We start from the raw sequence: 16,086 nt of genomic DNA, 5'->3' as shown, positions 1-16,086 counted from the left end.
CTCATACCACTGTTATGCATCTTTTTGCTGTATTGGCGTAATTTCCGTGTCTTCAAGGTCATCATCAAAATCATCATCTTGATCTCGGAAAAGTAACGCAGCAAGATTAACATTACCAAAGACAACCAACTCTGCTTCACGTACGCGTGCATAGTTAATATGAACCTTGCCTAAAGTCTCAATAATGCTGGCTTTTTTACCCAGCCAACGGTTAAGGTCAAGGAAGAGAAGATCATCTTTTTCTTGAGCTACGTTAAAACGTTCAAGAATCATACCTAGTGGGTCTTTTTTTAGAATTTTGTGATAGTAAAAAACAGCAGCTTTCACAGCAATTTTTTGCCAGAAATTTATATATTTTGCTTCAATAATTTGTGTATTACTAATTTGTTCAAAAACCAAAAGCTGTTGTTCTTTATTAAATTCCATCTGAATGAGTTTTAAGTCGACCGACAATGTTGTCTCTAAACCTTTAACATGCATTGTGGCATACAGTCTTAACCAATCATGGTAAAGATCTGCATGTAGATCGTCTAAGAACTCGACATTATTGGTAACGTAACGTTCTAAAGTCGCATTTAAAAAAGTTTGCGATAATGTAAAGTCTCTTTCTTCCTCAATGAAGGCTTCAGCTTTTTGGTAGACTTTATGAAGACGTTTGACTAATGAGGAAAATAGCGTTTGCATAAAAGAACTTCCAGAAGATGATTTACTAAAGAATCAACACAATCTTTATTATGATAAAAAACAGGTTTTGATATTGCAGTGTAACAAATTTAATTGATACATTTTCACAAAATGAAAATGGATAAAAGTTCATATTTGAAGTGAATCACATTTTTATCCATATTTGAATATCAGTTTGTATTTTGTTCGGTAATTAATACCGTGGGGAAAAGGCATCTATATGCTTTTAAGATTATGTTGAAAAAAAGAAGTCTATCCATAGAGCCTTTTTATTATTGGTGGCAAGACCGTGTCTTTATCGCTGCAATAATATTAGCAATCTTACTGCATATTTTGGTATTGCTCATTCACTTTGCGATGCCTGCACCGTCTGAACAATCAACCAAAGAAATTGCTGTATCTATTCGTCCTGCTGAGGAAGCAGTCAAAAATGCCGATTTTTTAGCTCAAGCAGACCAACAAGGTGCTGGGGTCTTTCGAGAAGCTCATCGGATGTCTAGTAATGCTCAAACGCCTATGCCTAACGATGCTTCGACTGGAGAAGCGCAGTTAGAAACCTTAGAAAAAGTACAACAACAAAGAGAACTTAAGTTCGAAGAAAAAGTATTGATGACAGTGTTAAGTTGGCAGAAACAAGCAGAGGAGAGCAAAAGAAAAAAAGAGCTTGAGCAATTACAAAGTCAGTTTCAGGCAAAAGCTGCAATGGTCGCAAGTCTCGAGGCTCAATATTTACAACGTCAGCAAGATTTTAGCCGTCAGCAAAAAATAAAAACAGTAGATGGTATTCAAGCAAAGAAAGATGCATCAGCGGCGTATTTAGATAAGTTCCGTGAGAAAGTGGAACTTTACGGTAATCGTTATTATCCCGAAGAGGCTAAACTGCAGCAGTTAAAAGGTGAAGTTCGCCTTATGGTTATCTTGAATGCTCAAGGGGGAATTCGTGCAATTCGTTTACTTGAAAGTTCAGGGCATCCGGTTTTAGATGAAGCCGCAAAAGCATCGGTACGCCGTGGTGCTCCATTTGGTCATTTTGATGTCAATATGAAAGATATTTCGGAGCTTCGTATTATTCGTACTTGGCGATTTGATCCAGCTGAAGCTGAATTTGAAGTACATTAATAAAAAATGTGGATAACTTTTAGGATATCCACATGTTAAAAACCAATTAAGAACCTTTTGAGTTCTTAATCGCTTAAGAGAAATTGATTATTCCTGATATGGATTGGCAATATTGAGTTTAGCTAAAATTTCAACCTCTAAACCTTCCATTTCTTCTGCATCTTCGTCACTCGTTTCATGGTCATAACCGAGTAAATGTAGTACTCCATGTACTAAAAGGTGGGCAAAATGATTTTGTGCAGTTTTCTTCTGTTCCAAAGCTTCTTGTAATACCACAGGGATACAAATTACTAAATCACCCAACGGTAGTGCATCAAGCATAGGTAGGACTTCTTCAGGAATATCGCTTGGAAATGAGAGAACATTAGTGGGTTTATCTTTCTCGCGATATTGCAAGTTAAGTTGATGGCTTTCTTCCAAATCAACACATGCAACACCAATTTCACAATCTTCTTTGTAACCAACATGACGTAAAGTTGTCTCAATAATTTTTTTGAGTTGAGCTCGTTTGAGCTCTAACTCAGGTGATTGAAAGTCTTGTTGTAAACTTAAACTGATTTTCAAAATGAATCCTTAAGCATCCTGATGTTGCAAGTCTGCTGCTGTATCGTTTTCAGCAACTAATGCCTCTTGACGTGCTTTACGTTCAGCACGTGCTTCAGCATTAAGACGCTGTTGTTCACCATCCCAACCTTCATACGCTTCAACAATTTTTTGAACAAGTTGATGGCGTACAACGTCGCGGGAATGGAAACGGGTAATATGAATTTCTTTAATGTTCTCAAGTACACGAAGCGCGTGTGCCAAACCGGATTGTTGGCCTCGAGGTAAATCTACTTGGGTAATGTCACCTGTAATCACTGCACGAGAGCCAAAACCTAAACGGGTCAAGAACATTTTCATTTGTTCAGGTGTCGTGTTTTGAGCTTCATCTAAAATGACAAATGAATGGTTAAGAGTACGACCACGCATATAAGCAAGAGGCGCAACTTCAATCACTTGACGTTCGATTAACTTGGCAACTTTTTCAAAGCCCAGCATTTCGTAAAGGGCATCGTAAAGAGGACGTAAATAAGGGTCGATTTTCTGGGTCAAATCACCCGGTAAGAAACCGAGCTTTTCTCCTGCTTCTACAGCAGGTCGGACAAGTAAAATTCGCTGGATTTCATTGCGTTCTAGCATATCTACTGCGGCGGCAACTGCTAAATAAGTTTTACCTGTACCCGCAGGACCGACACCAAAAGAAATATCGCTTTGTAAAATACGTTGTACATAGCGTTTTTGATTGGCACCGCGTGGATTAATACGGCCTTTTCGCGTCTGAAAATAAACATCCATTGGCGCATCATGCTCATCCATTTCTTCACCAACCAACTCGAAGTTGCGTTCAGTTTGTGAAGATTGAATCAAGAGATGCAACAGGTCAGCACTGATTTCCTGCGACACCTCAGACTCTTCGAAGAGTCGTTGCAATAATGCTTCGGCTCTCCCAACAGCATCTATCTCACCATCGATGTGAAAAACATCTCCACGATGAGTAATTTTGACATCTAAACGCTGTTCAATTTGCTTAAGGTGCCCATTATAGGCACCCAAGATGCTCTTTAAACGTTCCATTGAAATTTCAGGAAATGTTACGGTACGTCGAATCGCTGCAGTCAAGAGAAAACCTTTCAGTAGACTTTAGAATACCTCTACATTACGCCACGTCAGGCTCAAGATTCAAGAGTTCACCGTAAACTAAATTTAAAGTTTTAATTTCAGTAATCTCGATCTCTGCAAAACGTCCAATCCAAGAAGCATCACCCACAAAAGTCACTAAACGGGTATTGTCTGCTGTACCTACTAAAATATTTGGGTCTTGATCAGACACTTTTTCAATAAGCACACGTTCAATTTTGCCAAGCATTGCATCAGTTTTTTCAATACTAGATTGCTTAATGACTTGTTGAACTTGAGCTAAACGTTCTTTTTTAACTTGTTCTGGTGTTGTATCTGGTAAGTCAGATGCTGGTGTACCAGGACGTTTTGAATAAACAAAACTATAAGAATGGTCGAAATCTAAATCTTTGATAAATTGCAAAGTTTCTGCGAAGTTTTCATCAGTTTCACCCGGGAAACCAATAATAAAATCGCTCGACAAATGCATGTCAGGACGAATTTTACGTAACTTGGCAATTTTGTCGATATACACATCAATGGTGTGATTTCGCTTCATTGCTTTAAGTACATCGTTAGATCCACTTTGTACAGGCAAATGTAAGTGTGAAACCATTTGAGGTAAATCTTCATAACACTGAATTAGCTCATCAGAGAACTCAAGCGGGTGTGAAGTTGTATAGCGTAAACGGCCAATACCCGGAATTTCTGCAACGAGTCGTAACAATTCAGGGAAGGTACAAATGCCACCTTCGAATGTTTCACCACGATATCCGTTTACATTTTGACCAAGTAAGCTAATTTCACGAACACCTTTTTCAGCAAGACCTGCGATTTCTGCAAGTACATCATCAAGTGGACGAGAAACCTCTTCACCACGAGTATATGGAACTACACAGAAAGAACAGTATTTAGAGCAGCCTTCCATAATAGAAACGAATGCTTTAAAACCTTCTACGCGTGGTTCAGGTAGAAAGTCGAACTTTTCAATATCAGGGAATGAAATATCAACGAGCTTAATTTTTTCTTTTTTCGGTTTTTCCACTTGTGCGTGATGCTGATCAAGCATTTGTGGTAAACGGTGCAAGGTTTGTGGACCGAAAATCATGTCGACATACGGCGCACGTTTTTGAATGTTGTCACCTTCTTGAGAGGCAACACAACCACCTACACCAATTACAAGATCAGGATTTTGCTCTTTTAGTTTGCGCCAGCGGCCTAACTCACTAAATACTTTTTCTTGCGCTTTTTCACGAATAGAACAAGTATTCATCAGCAGAATATCTGCTTCATTAGGATTGGTTGTTAAAACGTAGCCGTGAGAATCCCCTAAAAGGTCGGCCATACGGTGACTGTCATACTCATTCATCTGACACCCTTGAGTTTCAATATAAAGTTTCTTTATTGAAACGTCAGTGGTGTGCGTTGGCTGGGTAACAGTGTTTTCTGAGGCAGCTTTGGCACCATTGGGAATGAAGGTTTGAACCGTCATGCAGGCTCCTAACAGATCGATCTGGTTAAATAATAAAATGACCCAAAACGGGTCAAACCAATTATTATACCAGTATTTGAGCCGAACAGATAACATTAAACTGCCATAAGCTGCACATGATTTATGGAGATAAATGACATAAATTTTAATGATGTTGAATCAGAGAGTTACATAACACAACAAAAGAAAGCACGAAGAATAATTAAACTATGCCTAAAGGTGGATAGTCAGAGTTTAGTACATTTATGAGACCAGGTAAAAAGAGCTCATCAAACAAGAGTTATATGATGAAAAATAAATACGCACATCGTAGCTGGGTGGGAGCTGTGTGTTTACTTGGTTGTTCATTGTCTTATGCAGCTGAAGAACAATTTAACGATGCATTAAATGCCGCAAATAGCGGTAATACAGCCTTGTTAGATCAATATCAGGCTGCAATGCAAAATGATGTATTGGGCTATTATCCTGAATATTGGAAACTTAACAGTAATTTAGGTTTTCAATCACCAACATCTATTGTAAGTTTTGCGCAGCGCTATCCTCAGTCTGCAATGGCAGAGAAGCTTGCAGCAGATTATGTAGAAGAAAAAGTTAAACAAGCTGACTTTGTATCTGCACAACCGCTTCTATCTTATGTCTCTAATCCTGACCAAGCTGAAAATTGTGCTTTGGCACAGGTGCGAGCTAAAAGTGGTGATGCTTTAGTATTTGCTGAATATAAAGATGTATGGTTAGCAACCGAATCTCAGCCAGACTCATGTGTTGGTCTGGGCCGTATGATGATTTCTAGTCCGTTAATGACTGCTCAAGATAAGCAGCAACGCTTATGGGTGCAATTACGTTCTGGCTTATCTGGACAGGCACTTGCAACGGCACAAAGTTTAGGTATAAACCTTTCTTTGGCTCAGCTAAACCAGATTCAGGCGAATCCGCTTAATTATTTATGGACAGCTCCAAAAACCAATGAGGCTGATTATGCTTATTTGATTTTTGCTTTAGGTCGTTTAGCAAATAATGATTTGGGAAATGCATTTGCTAATGTCCAGCGAGTAGCTCAAGGGACTCCCGAGAGTGTACAAAAATATCTCTATAGAACCGTAGCCTATATTGGTGGCACCACGGTGATGAAAAACAACTTTAACCGAGAGGTTCTTCAATACTTTGATGCAAGTTATGGCTATCCATTAAGTCCTGAAGAAGCTGAAATTTATGCACGACAAGCAATCCGTTTTAGCGCATGGGAAAGTTTAATTCGTGCAATTGATAGTATGTCAGTTTCACAAAAACAAGAAGATCGCTGGCAATATTGGTTAGCACGTGCAACTGAACAACGTGGTGATAACAGTTCAAAAAATACCGCTCAGCGTATTTATAAAAAATTAGCTGAAAGTGGCGATGATTATCACAACCTTCTTGCAAAAGACCGCTTAGGCGTGCGCTATAACCATCAACCTTATAGTGATGAGCCATCGGCAAGTGATTTACGCCGTTTAGATCAAAATATTCACTTTAACCGTGCATTCACGTTACGACGTATTAATGCCAATCCAACTTATACTAATCGTGAGTGGAATTGGGCAGTTCGTCAGGCATATTTGCAACATGATGATGGTTTGCTACTCGCTGCGGCAAAACGTGCTCATGATATGGGGTGGTATGACCGTGCGATTTACGCAGCGGATCGTACAACAAATAAACATAATGATACTTATCGTTATGTGACCCCCCATAAGACCAATGTCGTAAGTCATAGTTACAATGCAGGAATTGATCCTGCTTGGGCTTATGGTTTAATGCGTCAAGAAAGTCGTTTTGTTACCTCGGCACGTTCTCATGTCGGAGCGGGTGGTCTTATGCAAATTATGCCAGATACCGCAAAGTTGATTGCTCGCCAGATGGGGGAGACATATAATCCGGCTGCATTAAGTGAAATGAATACTAATATTCGTTATGGGACCTTCTATTTATCAATGATTCAAGGACAGTTAAGCAATAACCCTGTTTTGGCAACAGCAGGTTATAATGCTGGCCCGAATCGTGCAAGACGTTGGCAACCCGATTACCAACCGATTGAGGCTGACCAATATACGGAAACCATTCCATTGCTTGAAACAAGAGATTATGTCAAGCACGTCATGACGAACGCGACACATTATGGAGTGGTATTAGGTCAAGGTGCTCAGTCACTAATACAGCGTATGAAAGTCATTCCAATGCGGTCATCACCTTAACAAGATGATGAATGATGGAACATTCTTTTAATTGGCATAACCAAGTTTTAATTAAATGAAATATAGATATTTAGGACTTCGATCAATATCACAACTTGCATGGTGGCTCATCTGTGCAGGTGTAGGATTGATGAGTTCTGTTTTACATGCGGAATCTGTTAACGTGCAAGGTTATGTCATGCATGTACAAATGACGCCTGCTGTCTGTTCGCTAGATCCTTCTAAACAGAAGCAGCGTAAATGTCTTGAAGGATACTCGCTTACTATTACGGGCTTAATGCCAGAAACCACCCGAACTGACTGTTCAACAGAGAGTTCTGCCACCTTGTCACCATTACAAGCGAAGGTTGTCGCTCGTGTTATGCCAGACAATAATGCTCGTGTGCAGCTTTGGAAAAGTGTGGGTGGCTGTGTTCCGATGAATGCGAGTCAATATTTTCGTACTATTATTAACTTTGCCGAGCGTTTGAAAATACCTGCTAATTTAACAAGCTCTAGTAATGTGGAAATGCAACAAACTACATTACGTCAACAATTTACAAAGCTTAATCCGAGTTTGCCTCCAAATGGCATCCGTTTTACTTGCCAGCTATCGCGTTCTGATGTGGTATTAACAGAAGTTAAAGTCTGTTACACGGTAAATGGCCAATATAAGCAATGTTCAAATCACGTTGTTTCTAATTGTCCAAGCGAAATTACAATTAAAGGTAGCTATTAAGAGTAGTTACCATTTCATAAAAAAATGCTCACCATACATTGAATGTATTTGTAAAGATTAATTTGTATTTTCTATCAGACTTTTGGTGAAAATGAGCCGCTTTTACATGCATCTGCAACTTCTTTAGAGTACAATCTTTGCCGTTTATGATGATTTGGTTAGATAGAATCGCTATTTAGCCCGATTAAGGACACTCATTGGAGACAATTACATGAAGCAACCCGTTCGTGTTGCCGTGACTGGCGCTGCAGGTCAAATTGGTTACAGCTTATTATTCCGTATCGCAAGCGGTGAAATGCTAGGTAAAGATCAACCAGTTATTTTACAATTGCTTGAAGTTCCAGTTGAAAAAGCACAACAAGCGCTTAAAGGCGTAATGATGGAACTTGATGACTGTGCTTTCCCTTTATTGGCTGGCATGATCGGGACTGATGATCCTAAAGTTGCATTTAAAGATGCTGACTATGCATTGTTAGTAGGTTCTCGTCCACGTGGTCCTGGTATGGAACGTGCTGACTTGTTAAAAGTTAACGGCGAAATCTTCATTGGCCAAGGTCAAGCATTAAACGAAGTTGCTAGCCGTAACGTTAAAGTATTGGTTGTAGGTAACCCTGCAAACACTAACGCTTACATCGCAATGAAATCTGCTCCAGACCTTCCTGCGAAAAACTTCACAGCTATGTTACGTCTTGACCACAACCGTGCGTTGACTCAAGTTGCTCAAAAAGCTGGTGTTGCAGTTTCTGATATCGAAAAATTAACAGTTTGGGGTAACCACTCTCCAACAATGTATGCTGACTACCGTTTTGCAACTGCAAATGGCGAAAGCTTAAAAGACAAGATCAACGATGCTGCTTGGAACAAAGATGTGTTCCTTCCAACTGTTGGTAAACGTGGTGCTGCGATTATCGAAGCACGTGGTTTGTCTTCTGCTGCTTCTGCTGCGAATGCTGCAATCGACCATATGCGTGATTGGGCGCTTGGTACAAACGGCAAGTGGGTAACTATGGGTATTCCATCTGATGGTTCTTATGGTATTCCTGAAGGCGTTATGTTCGGTTTCCCTGTAACAACTGAAAACGGTGAATACAAAATCGTTCAAGGTTTAGAAATCGATGAATTCAGCCGTGAGCGTATCAACTTCACTCTAAATGAGCTTGAAGAAGAACGTGCAGCAATTGCTGACATGGTAAAATAATTTATCATTTTGATGAATTAGAAAGCACTCTCTTGTAGGGTGCTTTTTTATATTTAAAATTTAATAAGAGCACACAAAAAACAACAAGAAAATATAGACATAGTTATGTAACTAACATCTATTGTTGTTAGATTATTGAATAAGAAGCTATGGGAGAATAACAATGTTTGAACAGCAACCAACATTAGAACTTTTATTTGAGCAATTGGGTTTAGATGCTGATGAAGCGAGTATTGAGAACTTTATCAAAACACATCAGTTACCCGCTGAGCAAAAGTTACATGAAGCATCTTTCTGGTCAAAGGGTCAAAGTGATTTCTTAAAAAGCCATTGGGAAAAAGATGACGAGTGGATCGTAGTGATTGATGAACTGAATGAACAGTTGCATGAAGATAGTGTGAAGAAATAACAAATAAAAAGGCCTGTTATATAGAACAGGCCTTTTAAATAAATAGATTAATGGGTTTTTAACTTTATTAAGTTTTTATACCAAGGTTCATGACGTACTGGACTAAATACAGGATGTGCATGAAGCAACTCAAGATCACATTGGGTGGTTGATACATATTTTGTAAGCCAGTGTCGCGTAAGGGCAGGCTTTTCTTGCGCTGCCGAAGCATAAGCCAAGAAGAAATAGATATCACCATGCTCATGATGTGATAATGGTTTTAAAATTTGCTGTGCAATGAGCGCAAAGCGTTTTTCTTTATTTAACTCAAAATAAATCATATAAGCTTTGGCTAAATGCAATGATAAATTCAAGTACAAGCTCAGTGGCATTTCGTCATATTCCATGCGAGCTTGTTCAAGTAAAACAATGGCCTCTTGCAAAAAGTGGATTTGTTCCTGACGAACACGGCTTAATGTAGCGAGCTGCATGCGTAAGTCCGCACGTTCCAAAGCAAGTTCTGGCGTATTCTCAGTTAAATAGAGTTGGTCTGTTTCCCCAATTCTGGTCACAATCGTTTTTGTTTCAGTAGACATACGCCTTCGCCCTGTTTAATCAATAGCTCTTATATCGGGTTCATTTAAAAAATTTAAAGAGTGTTCGTCTAAACCCAAATCGAGTTTCCACTACGAAGCCATGCCGTAATTGAAAGTCGTTGCTGTTTAGAAACTAAAACTTCATGAAGCAAATTACTTTGGAATATCACTAAGCGATTAGGTTCAGGCGTAATAATATGCCAGATATCATTCTTATCCTGTAAACGTAGTTGCCCACCCCAATCATCTTGCCATTCAGGATGTAAATAATAAACAGTAGACATAATACGATCATTTTTTTGCTGAGGATTATCTCTGTGCAATGCGTAAAACTCACCTGCGTTATAACAAGCAAAATGTGCTTCAACCTCTTTAATTCCTAAAAAGAAAGCTTGATTTAGATGTTGGCAAAATGAAGTTAGGGTTTCTACATGTTGTTGTGCAGTGGGAAGTGATTCATTAATCCATAAAATATGGTCGCTTCGAATAGTACTCACAACACCATTTTGGATACCAGCTTCTCGAAACTCATCAACATGATGATTACACTCTTTGGCAACTTGAGCATGATATTCACTAGAGTATGCTTGGTTCACAATTGAAAAACCATGTGTATTTAAATCGTCTAGAATCTGGTCCAGATTCCAACAGTCAGGAAGCGGTTGAGAGCACATATAACCTCATATCGATCGTAAGAAAATCAAGCAGCCTTATTTTAGATGATCACAACCTTACGAAAGAATATTTTTTTCATGTTAAACTATTTGTTGAATTGAGGAATTAAAGTCAACATGAATTACCGTCACCATTTCCATGCGGGCAACTTTGCAGATGTTATGAAGCATGTGCTTTTGCTACAGCTTCTCAACCGTTTAAATGCTAAAGATAAACCTTATCGTTATATCGATACGCATGGAGGGGCAGGAAAATATGATCTATCTCAAGCACCTGCACAAAAGTCAGGAGAATTCCTAACGGGTATTCATCGTCTTGTACAGCTTTCTGAAATGGAAAAGCGTCAAGCGCCTGAAGCAATCCAGCAATACCTAAAACTTGTAGAAGAACTACGCTCTCAAGAAGGTAAGGGAAGCTATCCAGGTTCACCTTGGTTCGCTTTAAAGGGTATGCGTGAAATCGACAAGGCGACTATATTTGAAATGCAACGTGATGTATTTCAGCAATTACGCCATAACATTCATGATAAACGTGCAGGTTTGCATGAGCGTGATGCCTATGAAGGCTTACTTGGCGTAATCCCGCCAAAAGAGAAGCGTGGTTTGGTTATGATTGACCCACCTTACGAATTAGAACGTAAGGATTTTCCACAATTAGTTGAACTGTTACAGCAAGCTCATAAGAAATGGCCAACAGGTGTTTTTGCAGTTTGGTATCCAATTAAAGACCGTGCAATGATTGAACGTTTTGAAAAGAAAATGTTTAAAACTGGAATTCGCCGTCAACTCGTTTGTGAAATTTGTGTATGGCCAGATGACACACCTGTAGGTTTGAATGGTTGTGGTTTATTAGTCATTAACCCACCTTGGCAGTTCTCTGAACAAGCTGACCAAGCTTTACAGTGGTTATTCCCGCATTTACGTATGCAAGAAACAGGTGGACATGCTGCTGTTCGCTGGTTGGTCGGTGAGTAACAGTTAACTTAAATCAATGCACATGTTTGGAATAGAAAATAATGACAAATGCGCCTAAACCAGAGCAAGATTTAACTCATAATGAACATTCATTTGATGGGATTACGTTCGAAGTGGTTGAAGAAGAAGATAATCCGGAAGGACAAAAAGTGAAACGTCGAGGCATTTATCTTTGGCCTAACTTAATCACGACAGCCGCTTTGTTGTCTGGTTTCTATTCCATTATTGCAAGTATGAATGGCGAATTTACACAAGCGATTTATGCCATTTTTCTTGCAGCATTATTTGATGGGCTAGACGGACGTGTTGCCAGAGCCATTGGAGCTCAAAGTGCTTTTGGTGAACAATATGACTCTTTATCAGATCTATTAGCATTTGGTGTAGCTCCTGCAATGCTAATGTATAGCTGGAGTCTACATGACTTAGGCCGTATTGGTTTGGCTTGCTGTTTTGTTTATACAGCTTGTGCAGCTTTTCGTTTAGCACGTTTTAATGTGCAAATTGGAGTGGTTGATAAGCGCTATTTTATTGGTATCGCAAGTCCGCTAGCTGCAATTATCATTATTTCACTTGTATGGGTTGCACGTGATTACCCATTCATTTTCGATTTACGTGATATTGCAATTCAAGTCATTAATTCGGTAATTATGGTAGTGGTTGGACTACTTATGATTTCCAATATTAAATATTATTCATTTAAGCAAATGGACCGCAAACGTGTTCCTTTTGTAGTTATGTTGCCAGTAGTACTGATTTTTGCAGCAATCACTTATAATATCCCAATGGGTATTTTGGTTGTTTCAATCATCTATGCTCTATCAGGTTTTGTTACCACACTTTTAGCTAAAAAAAATAACGAGACTATCAAAACATAAATTAGATGAGGTTCGGTATGCCAAAGTTGATGAGTCAGATAAATCAATTGCAGCAACTGAGCCTCACCTCAAATGAGGGAGTTGTGTATCAACCTTCTAGAGGCTTTTTTAAAGTTGTTTATCAAGGTTTAATCCTTCCAAACTTACCTGCTCCACTTCGTTATTTTAATTATATTAGTCTGATTGGACAGCCTAGAATTCCGCTTTGCTATAACGCAAATAGTATACTTACTTCTGCAATTGATACTGCAACCGTACTTGTCAGTAATAGCCTGCACAGTGTAGAGCACTTAAAAATATATTCTATTCGAAGACAGTGTCAGCTTGACCCTAGTCGCTACCAATTTGATAAAACGGATCTTATTGAATGGCAAATCCCCCAAATACACCTTCAACGAACCGATGCTGAAACGAGTTGTGACTTAATTATCCAAACTCCTTCAAATATTTCAAACTCATCTGCATTGCAATGGGGCATATCTGACTATTGGTCTGTTTTATGTCAGTGTGAAGGAGAGATCTTATACAAAGGGCAAAAATATGAAGTAAATGGATTGGGCCGGTTCAAACATGCTAGAGCCTTACATTTACCGTTCTTGTCTTTATGTTTTTATACTTATCAAATCATTAATCTTAATGAAACGACTCAAGTCACACTCTCTCAAATAAGAAATCAATGGAATATCATTCTATGTTCACGCTTAGATATTCAAGAAGTGGGCAAAGAACCCTTAACTTTTACTGAAGATGTCAACTTTCATATCCACCGAGTTTATCCAAAGGTTGAAACACCGTACGGAAGGGAAATGTATTTACCTAGAGAGTTTTCTTGGCAATGTAAAAAAAATGGAAAAGTCATTTTTGAACTTTATGCTGAAAGTCGTGGTGATTACAAATTTGGATTAGCTGCTGGATATACAGGAAGTTTTCGATATCAGTTAAGTTTGAATGATCAGTGTCTTCAAGGGGAAGGTGGATACTGTGAATATATCGATTGTCGACCCTTAAGATGGCAAGAAAAGAATCAGAATGAAAAAATTCTCGATAAATTGCTGCTTTTACAACCATGTTTATATAAAAAATGAATATTTTTACCATTTTTGGGTGAAAAACGCCCACTTGATACAAAGGTGGTGAAAAAGGGGTTGCAAGTGGAAATTAATGGTCTATAATGCACATCCATCGGCGGTGATGCAGATAGAAACTTGTTGAAAAACAGTTACTTGTGATTGAGTTGGTTGCGTTAAGTGATGAATTTGATGATGAGAAGGTTTAGAAAATAAGTTTTAAAAAATATCGAAATTACCTGTTGACTTTTAAGAGATTAAGAGTAATATAGCCGACCTAGCTTGCTGGTGACGAACCAGGAAGAAGATCATTAAGAGAATTGAAGAACAACTTGTGTGGATTTTTACTGATTGATTAATCGAAATAATTTTCATTGATTGATTGGTTTAAATTACTCGAAGTTTATTTGAGCGAATTTAAGTCAGTAATTGATGAGCCAGAATTGGCACCTTGTCTTTAAATAAGGTGCAAAATGATTTTAACTGAAGAGTTTGATCATGGCTCAGATTGAACGCTGGCGGCAGGCTTAACACATGCAAGTCGAGCGGGGAAGGGTAGCTTGCTACCTAACCTAGCGGCGGACGGGTGAGTAATGCTTAGGAATCTGCCTATTAGTGGGGGACAACATCTCGAAAGGGATGCTAATACCGCATACGTCCTACGGGAGAAAGCAGGGGATCTTCGGACCTTGCGCTAATAGATGAGCCTAAGTCGGATTAGCTAGTTGGTGGGGTAAAGGCCTACCAAGGCGACGATCTGTAGCGGGTCTGAGAGGATGATCCGCCACACTGGGACTGAGACACGGCCCAGACTCCTACGGGAGGCAGCAGTGGGGAATATTGGACAATGGGGGGAACCCTGATCCAGCCATGCCGCGTGTGTGAAGAAGGCCTTATGGTTGTAAAGCACTTTAAGCGAGGAGGAGGCTACTTTAGTTAATACCTAGAGATAGTGGACGTTACTCGCAGAATAAGCACCGGCTAACTCTGTGCCAGCAGCCGCGGTAATACAGAGGGTGCAAGCGTTAATCGGATTTACTGGGCGTAAAGCGCGCGTAGGCGGCTAATTAAGTCAAATGTGAAATCCCCGAGCTTAACTTGGGAATTGCATTCGATACTGGTTAGCTAGAGTGTGGGAGAGGATGGTAGAATTCCAGGTGTAGCGGTGAAATGCGTAGAGATCTGGAGGAATACCGATGGCGAAGGCAGCCATCTGGCCTAACACTGACGCTGAGGTGCGAAAGCATGGGGAGCAAACAGGATTAGATACCCTGGTAGTCCATGCCGTAAACGATGTCTACTAGCCGTTGGGGCCTTTGAGGCTTTAGTGGCGCAGCTAACGCGATAAGTAGACCGCCTGGGGAGTACGGTCGCAAGACTAAAACTCAAATGAATTGACGGGGGCCCGCACAAGCGGTGGAGCATGTGGTTTAATTCGATGCAACGCGAAGAACCTTACCTGGCCTTGACATAGTAAGAACTTTCCAGAGATGGATTGGTGCCTTCGGGAACTTACATACAGGTGCTGCATGGCTGTCGTCAGCTCGTGTCGTGAGATGTTGGGTTAAGTCCCGCAACGAGCGCAACCCTTTTCCTTATTTGCCAGCGAGTAATGTCGGGAACTTTAAGGATACTGCCAGTGACAAACTGGAGGAAGGCGGGGACGACGTCAAGTCATCATGGCCCTTACGGCCAGGGCTACACACGTGCTACAATGGTCGGTACAAAGGGTTGCTACACAGCGATGTGATGCTAATCTCAAAAAGCCGATCGTAGTCCGGATTGGAGTCTGCAACTCGACTCCATGAAGTCGGAATCGCTAGTAATCGCGGATCAGAATGCCGCGGTGAATACGTTCCCGGGCCTTGTACACACCGCCCGTCACACCATGGGAGTTTGTTGCACCAGAAGTAGCTAGCCTAACTGCAAAGAGGGCGGTTACCACGGTGTGGCCGATGACTGGGGTGAAGTCGTAACAAGGTAGCCGTAGGGGAACCTGCGGCTGGATCACCTCCTTAACGAAAGATTGACGATTGGTAAGAATCCACAACAAGTTGTTCTTCATAGATGTATCTGAGGGTCTGTAGCTCAGTTGGTTAGAGCACACGCTTGATAAGCGTGGGGTCACAAGTTCAAGTCTTGTCAGACCCACCATGACTTTGACTGGTTGAAGTTATAGATAAAAAGATACATGACTGATGATGTAAGCTGGGGACTTAGCTTAGTTGGTAGAGCGCCTGCTTTGCACGCAGGAGGTCAGGAGTTCGACTCTCCTAGTCTCCACCAGAACTTAAGAGAAGTTCGGATTACAGAAATTAGTAAATAGAGATTGAGATCTTGGTTTATTAACTTCTGTGATTTAAGTATCACGGTATTAAGCATGACCTGACGAAGGCATGTTTATTCATTA

The 16,086-nt window shown here is 40.1% G+C and carries 13 protein-coding genes, 2 tRNA genes, 1 rRNA gene and 1 pseudogene; 11 read left to right on the top strand and 6 right to left on the bottom strand.

The genetic code is table 11. From position 1 onward, the window contains the following. Positions 1 to 12 precede the first annotated feature (12 nt). Positions 13 to 684: a hypothetical protein gene (locus ABLB96_RS00265; RefSeq protein WP_348898394.1), complete on the bottom strand. Its 672-nt coding sequence runs from the start codon at positions 682 to 684 to the stop codon at positions 13 to 15. A gap of 234 nt (positions 685 to 918) precedes the next feature. Between ABLB96_RS00265 and ABLB96_RS00260 the strand changes: the two genes are divergently transcribed. After that, complete coding sequence (locus ABLB96_RS00260) at positions 919 to 1,803, top strand: energy transducer TonB (RefSeq protein ID WP_348898393.1); 885 nt, start codon at positions 919 to 921, stop codon at positions 1,801 to 1,803. An 87-nt stretch (positions 1,804 to 1,890) separates the two neighbouring features. Here ABLB96_RS00260 and ybeY read toward each other — a convergent pair whose 3' ends face one another. Genes ybeY through miaB form a run of 3 tightly spaced genes read right to left on the bottom strand, consistent with a single transcriptional unit; the run spans position 1,891 to position 4,954 of the window. Beyond that, positions 1,891 to 2,367, bottom strand: a complete 477-nt coding sequence (gene ybeY, locus ABLB96_RS00255) for an rRNA maturation RNase YbeY (RefSeq protein ID WP_348898392.1) — start codon at positions 2,365 to 2,367, stop codon at positions 1,891 to 1,893. Positions 2,368 to 2,376: 9 nt separating this feature from the next. Then, entirely contained in the window at positions 2,377 to 3,465 is a 1,089-nt protein-coding gene (locus ABLB96_RS00250) for a PhoH family protein (RefSeq protein WP_348898391.1), read from the bottom strand. Positions 3,466 to 3,502: 37 nt separating this feature from the next. Continuing rightward, positions 3,503 to 4,954: a tRNA (N6-isopentenyl adenosine(37)-C2)-methylthiotransferase MiaB gene (miaB, locus tag ABLB96_RS00245; protein WP_348898390.1), complete on the bottom strand. Its 1,452-nt coding sequence runs from the start codon at positions 4,952 to 4,954 to the stop codon at positions 3,503 to 3,505. Between the two features lie 287 nt (positions 4,955 to 5,241). Here miaB and ABLB96_RS00240 point away from each other — a divergent pair, with 287 nt between their 5' ends. The 4 genes from ABLB96_RS00240 (at position 5,242) to ABLB96_RS00225 (ending at position 9,510) form a co-directional block, all read left to right on the top strand. Continuing rightward, complete coding sequence (locus tag ABLB96_RS00240) at positions 5,242 to 7,185, top strand: transglycosylase SLT domain-containing protein (protein WP_348898389.1); 1,944 nt, start codon at positions 5,242 to 5,244, stop codon at positions 7,183 to 7,185. A 55-nt stretch (positions 7,186 to 7,240) separates the two neighbouring features. Beyond that, entirely contained in the window at positions 7,241 to 7,903 is a 663-nt protein-coding gene (locus ABLB96_RS00235) for a ribonuclease I (RefSeq protein ID WP_348898388.1), read from the top strand. Between the two features lie 211 nt (positions 7,904 to 8,114). After that, on the top strand, positions 8,115 to 9,101 hold the full coding sequence (locus ABLB96_RS00230) for a malate dehydrogenase (protein ID WP_348898387.1): 987 nt from the start codon (positions 8,115 to 8,117) through the stop codon (positions 9,099 to 9,101). Between the two features lie 163 nt (positions 9,102 to 9,264). Then, a complete protein-coding gene (locus ABLB96_RS00225; RefSeq protein ID WP_347913876.1) occupies positions 9,265 to 9,510 on the top strand; it encodes a DUF2789 family protein in 246 nt (81 codons plus the stop codon). Between the two features lie 47 nt (positions 9,511 to 9,557). Here the strand turns inward: ABLB96_RS00225 and ABLB96_RS00220 are convergent, their stop codons facing one another. After that, entirely contained in the window at positions 9,558 to 10,085 is a 528-nt protein-coding gene (locus tag ABLB96_RS00220; protein ID WP_348898386.1) for a hypothetical protein, read from the bottom strand. A 68-nt stretch (positions 10,086 to 10,153) separates the two neighbouring features. Beyond that, positions 10,154 to 10,759, bottom strand: coding sequence for a 2OG-Fe(II) oxygenase (locus ABLB96_RS00215; RefSeq protein ID WP_348898385.1), 606 nt, complete (start codon positions 10,757 to 10,759; stop codon positions 10,154 to 10,156). A 117-nt stretch (positions 10,760 to 10,876) separates the two neighbouring features. Here ABLB96_RS00215 and ABLB96_RS00210 point away from each other — a divergent pair, with 117 nt between their 5' ends. The 6 genes and pseudogenes from ABLB96_RS00210 (at position 10,877) to ABLB96_RS00185 (ending at position 15,962) form a co-directional block, all read left to right on the top strand. After that, a complete protein-coding gene (locus ABLB96_RS00210) occupies positions 10,877 to 11,734 on the top strand; it encodes a 23S rRNA (adenine(2030)-N(6))-methyltransferase RlmJ (protein WP_348898384.1) in 858 nt (285 codons plus the stop codon). A gap of 41 nt (positions 11,735 to 11,775) precedes the next feature. Then, a complete protein-coding gene (gene pssA, locus ABLB96_RS00205; RefSeq protein ID WP_348898383.1) occupies positions 11,776 to 12,609 on the top strand; it encodes a CDP-diacylglycerol--serine O-phosphatidyltransferase in 834 nt (277 codons plus the stop codon). Between the two features lie 17 nt (positions 12,610 to 12,626). Next, positions 12,627 to 13,746 (top strand): annotated as a pseudogene (locus ABLB96_RS00200) (DUF6670 family protein). 410 nt (positions 13,747 to 14,156) lie between these two features. Next, positions 14,157 to 15,694: ribosomal RNA gene (locus ABLB96_RS00195) — 16S ribosomal RNA — on the top strand. A 59-nt stretch (positions 15,695 to 15,753) separates the two neighbouring features. Continuing rightward, positions 15,754 to 15,830 (top strand) — tRNA-Ile (locus tag ABLB96_RS00190). 56 nt (positions 15,831 to 15,886) lie between these two features. After that, a tRNA-Ala gene (locus tag ABLB96_RS00185) sits at positions 15,887 to 15,962 on the top strand. Positions 15,963 to 16,086: the final 124 nt, after the last annotated feature.

Source organism: Acinetobacter sp. XH1741, assembly GCF_041021895.1.
Classification (GTDB): domain Bacteria; phylum Pseudomonadota; class Gammaproteobacteria; order Pseudomonadales; family Moraxellaceae; genus Acinetobacter.
This window is presented reverse-complemented; position numbering and strand designations above follow the sequence as displayed.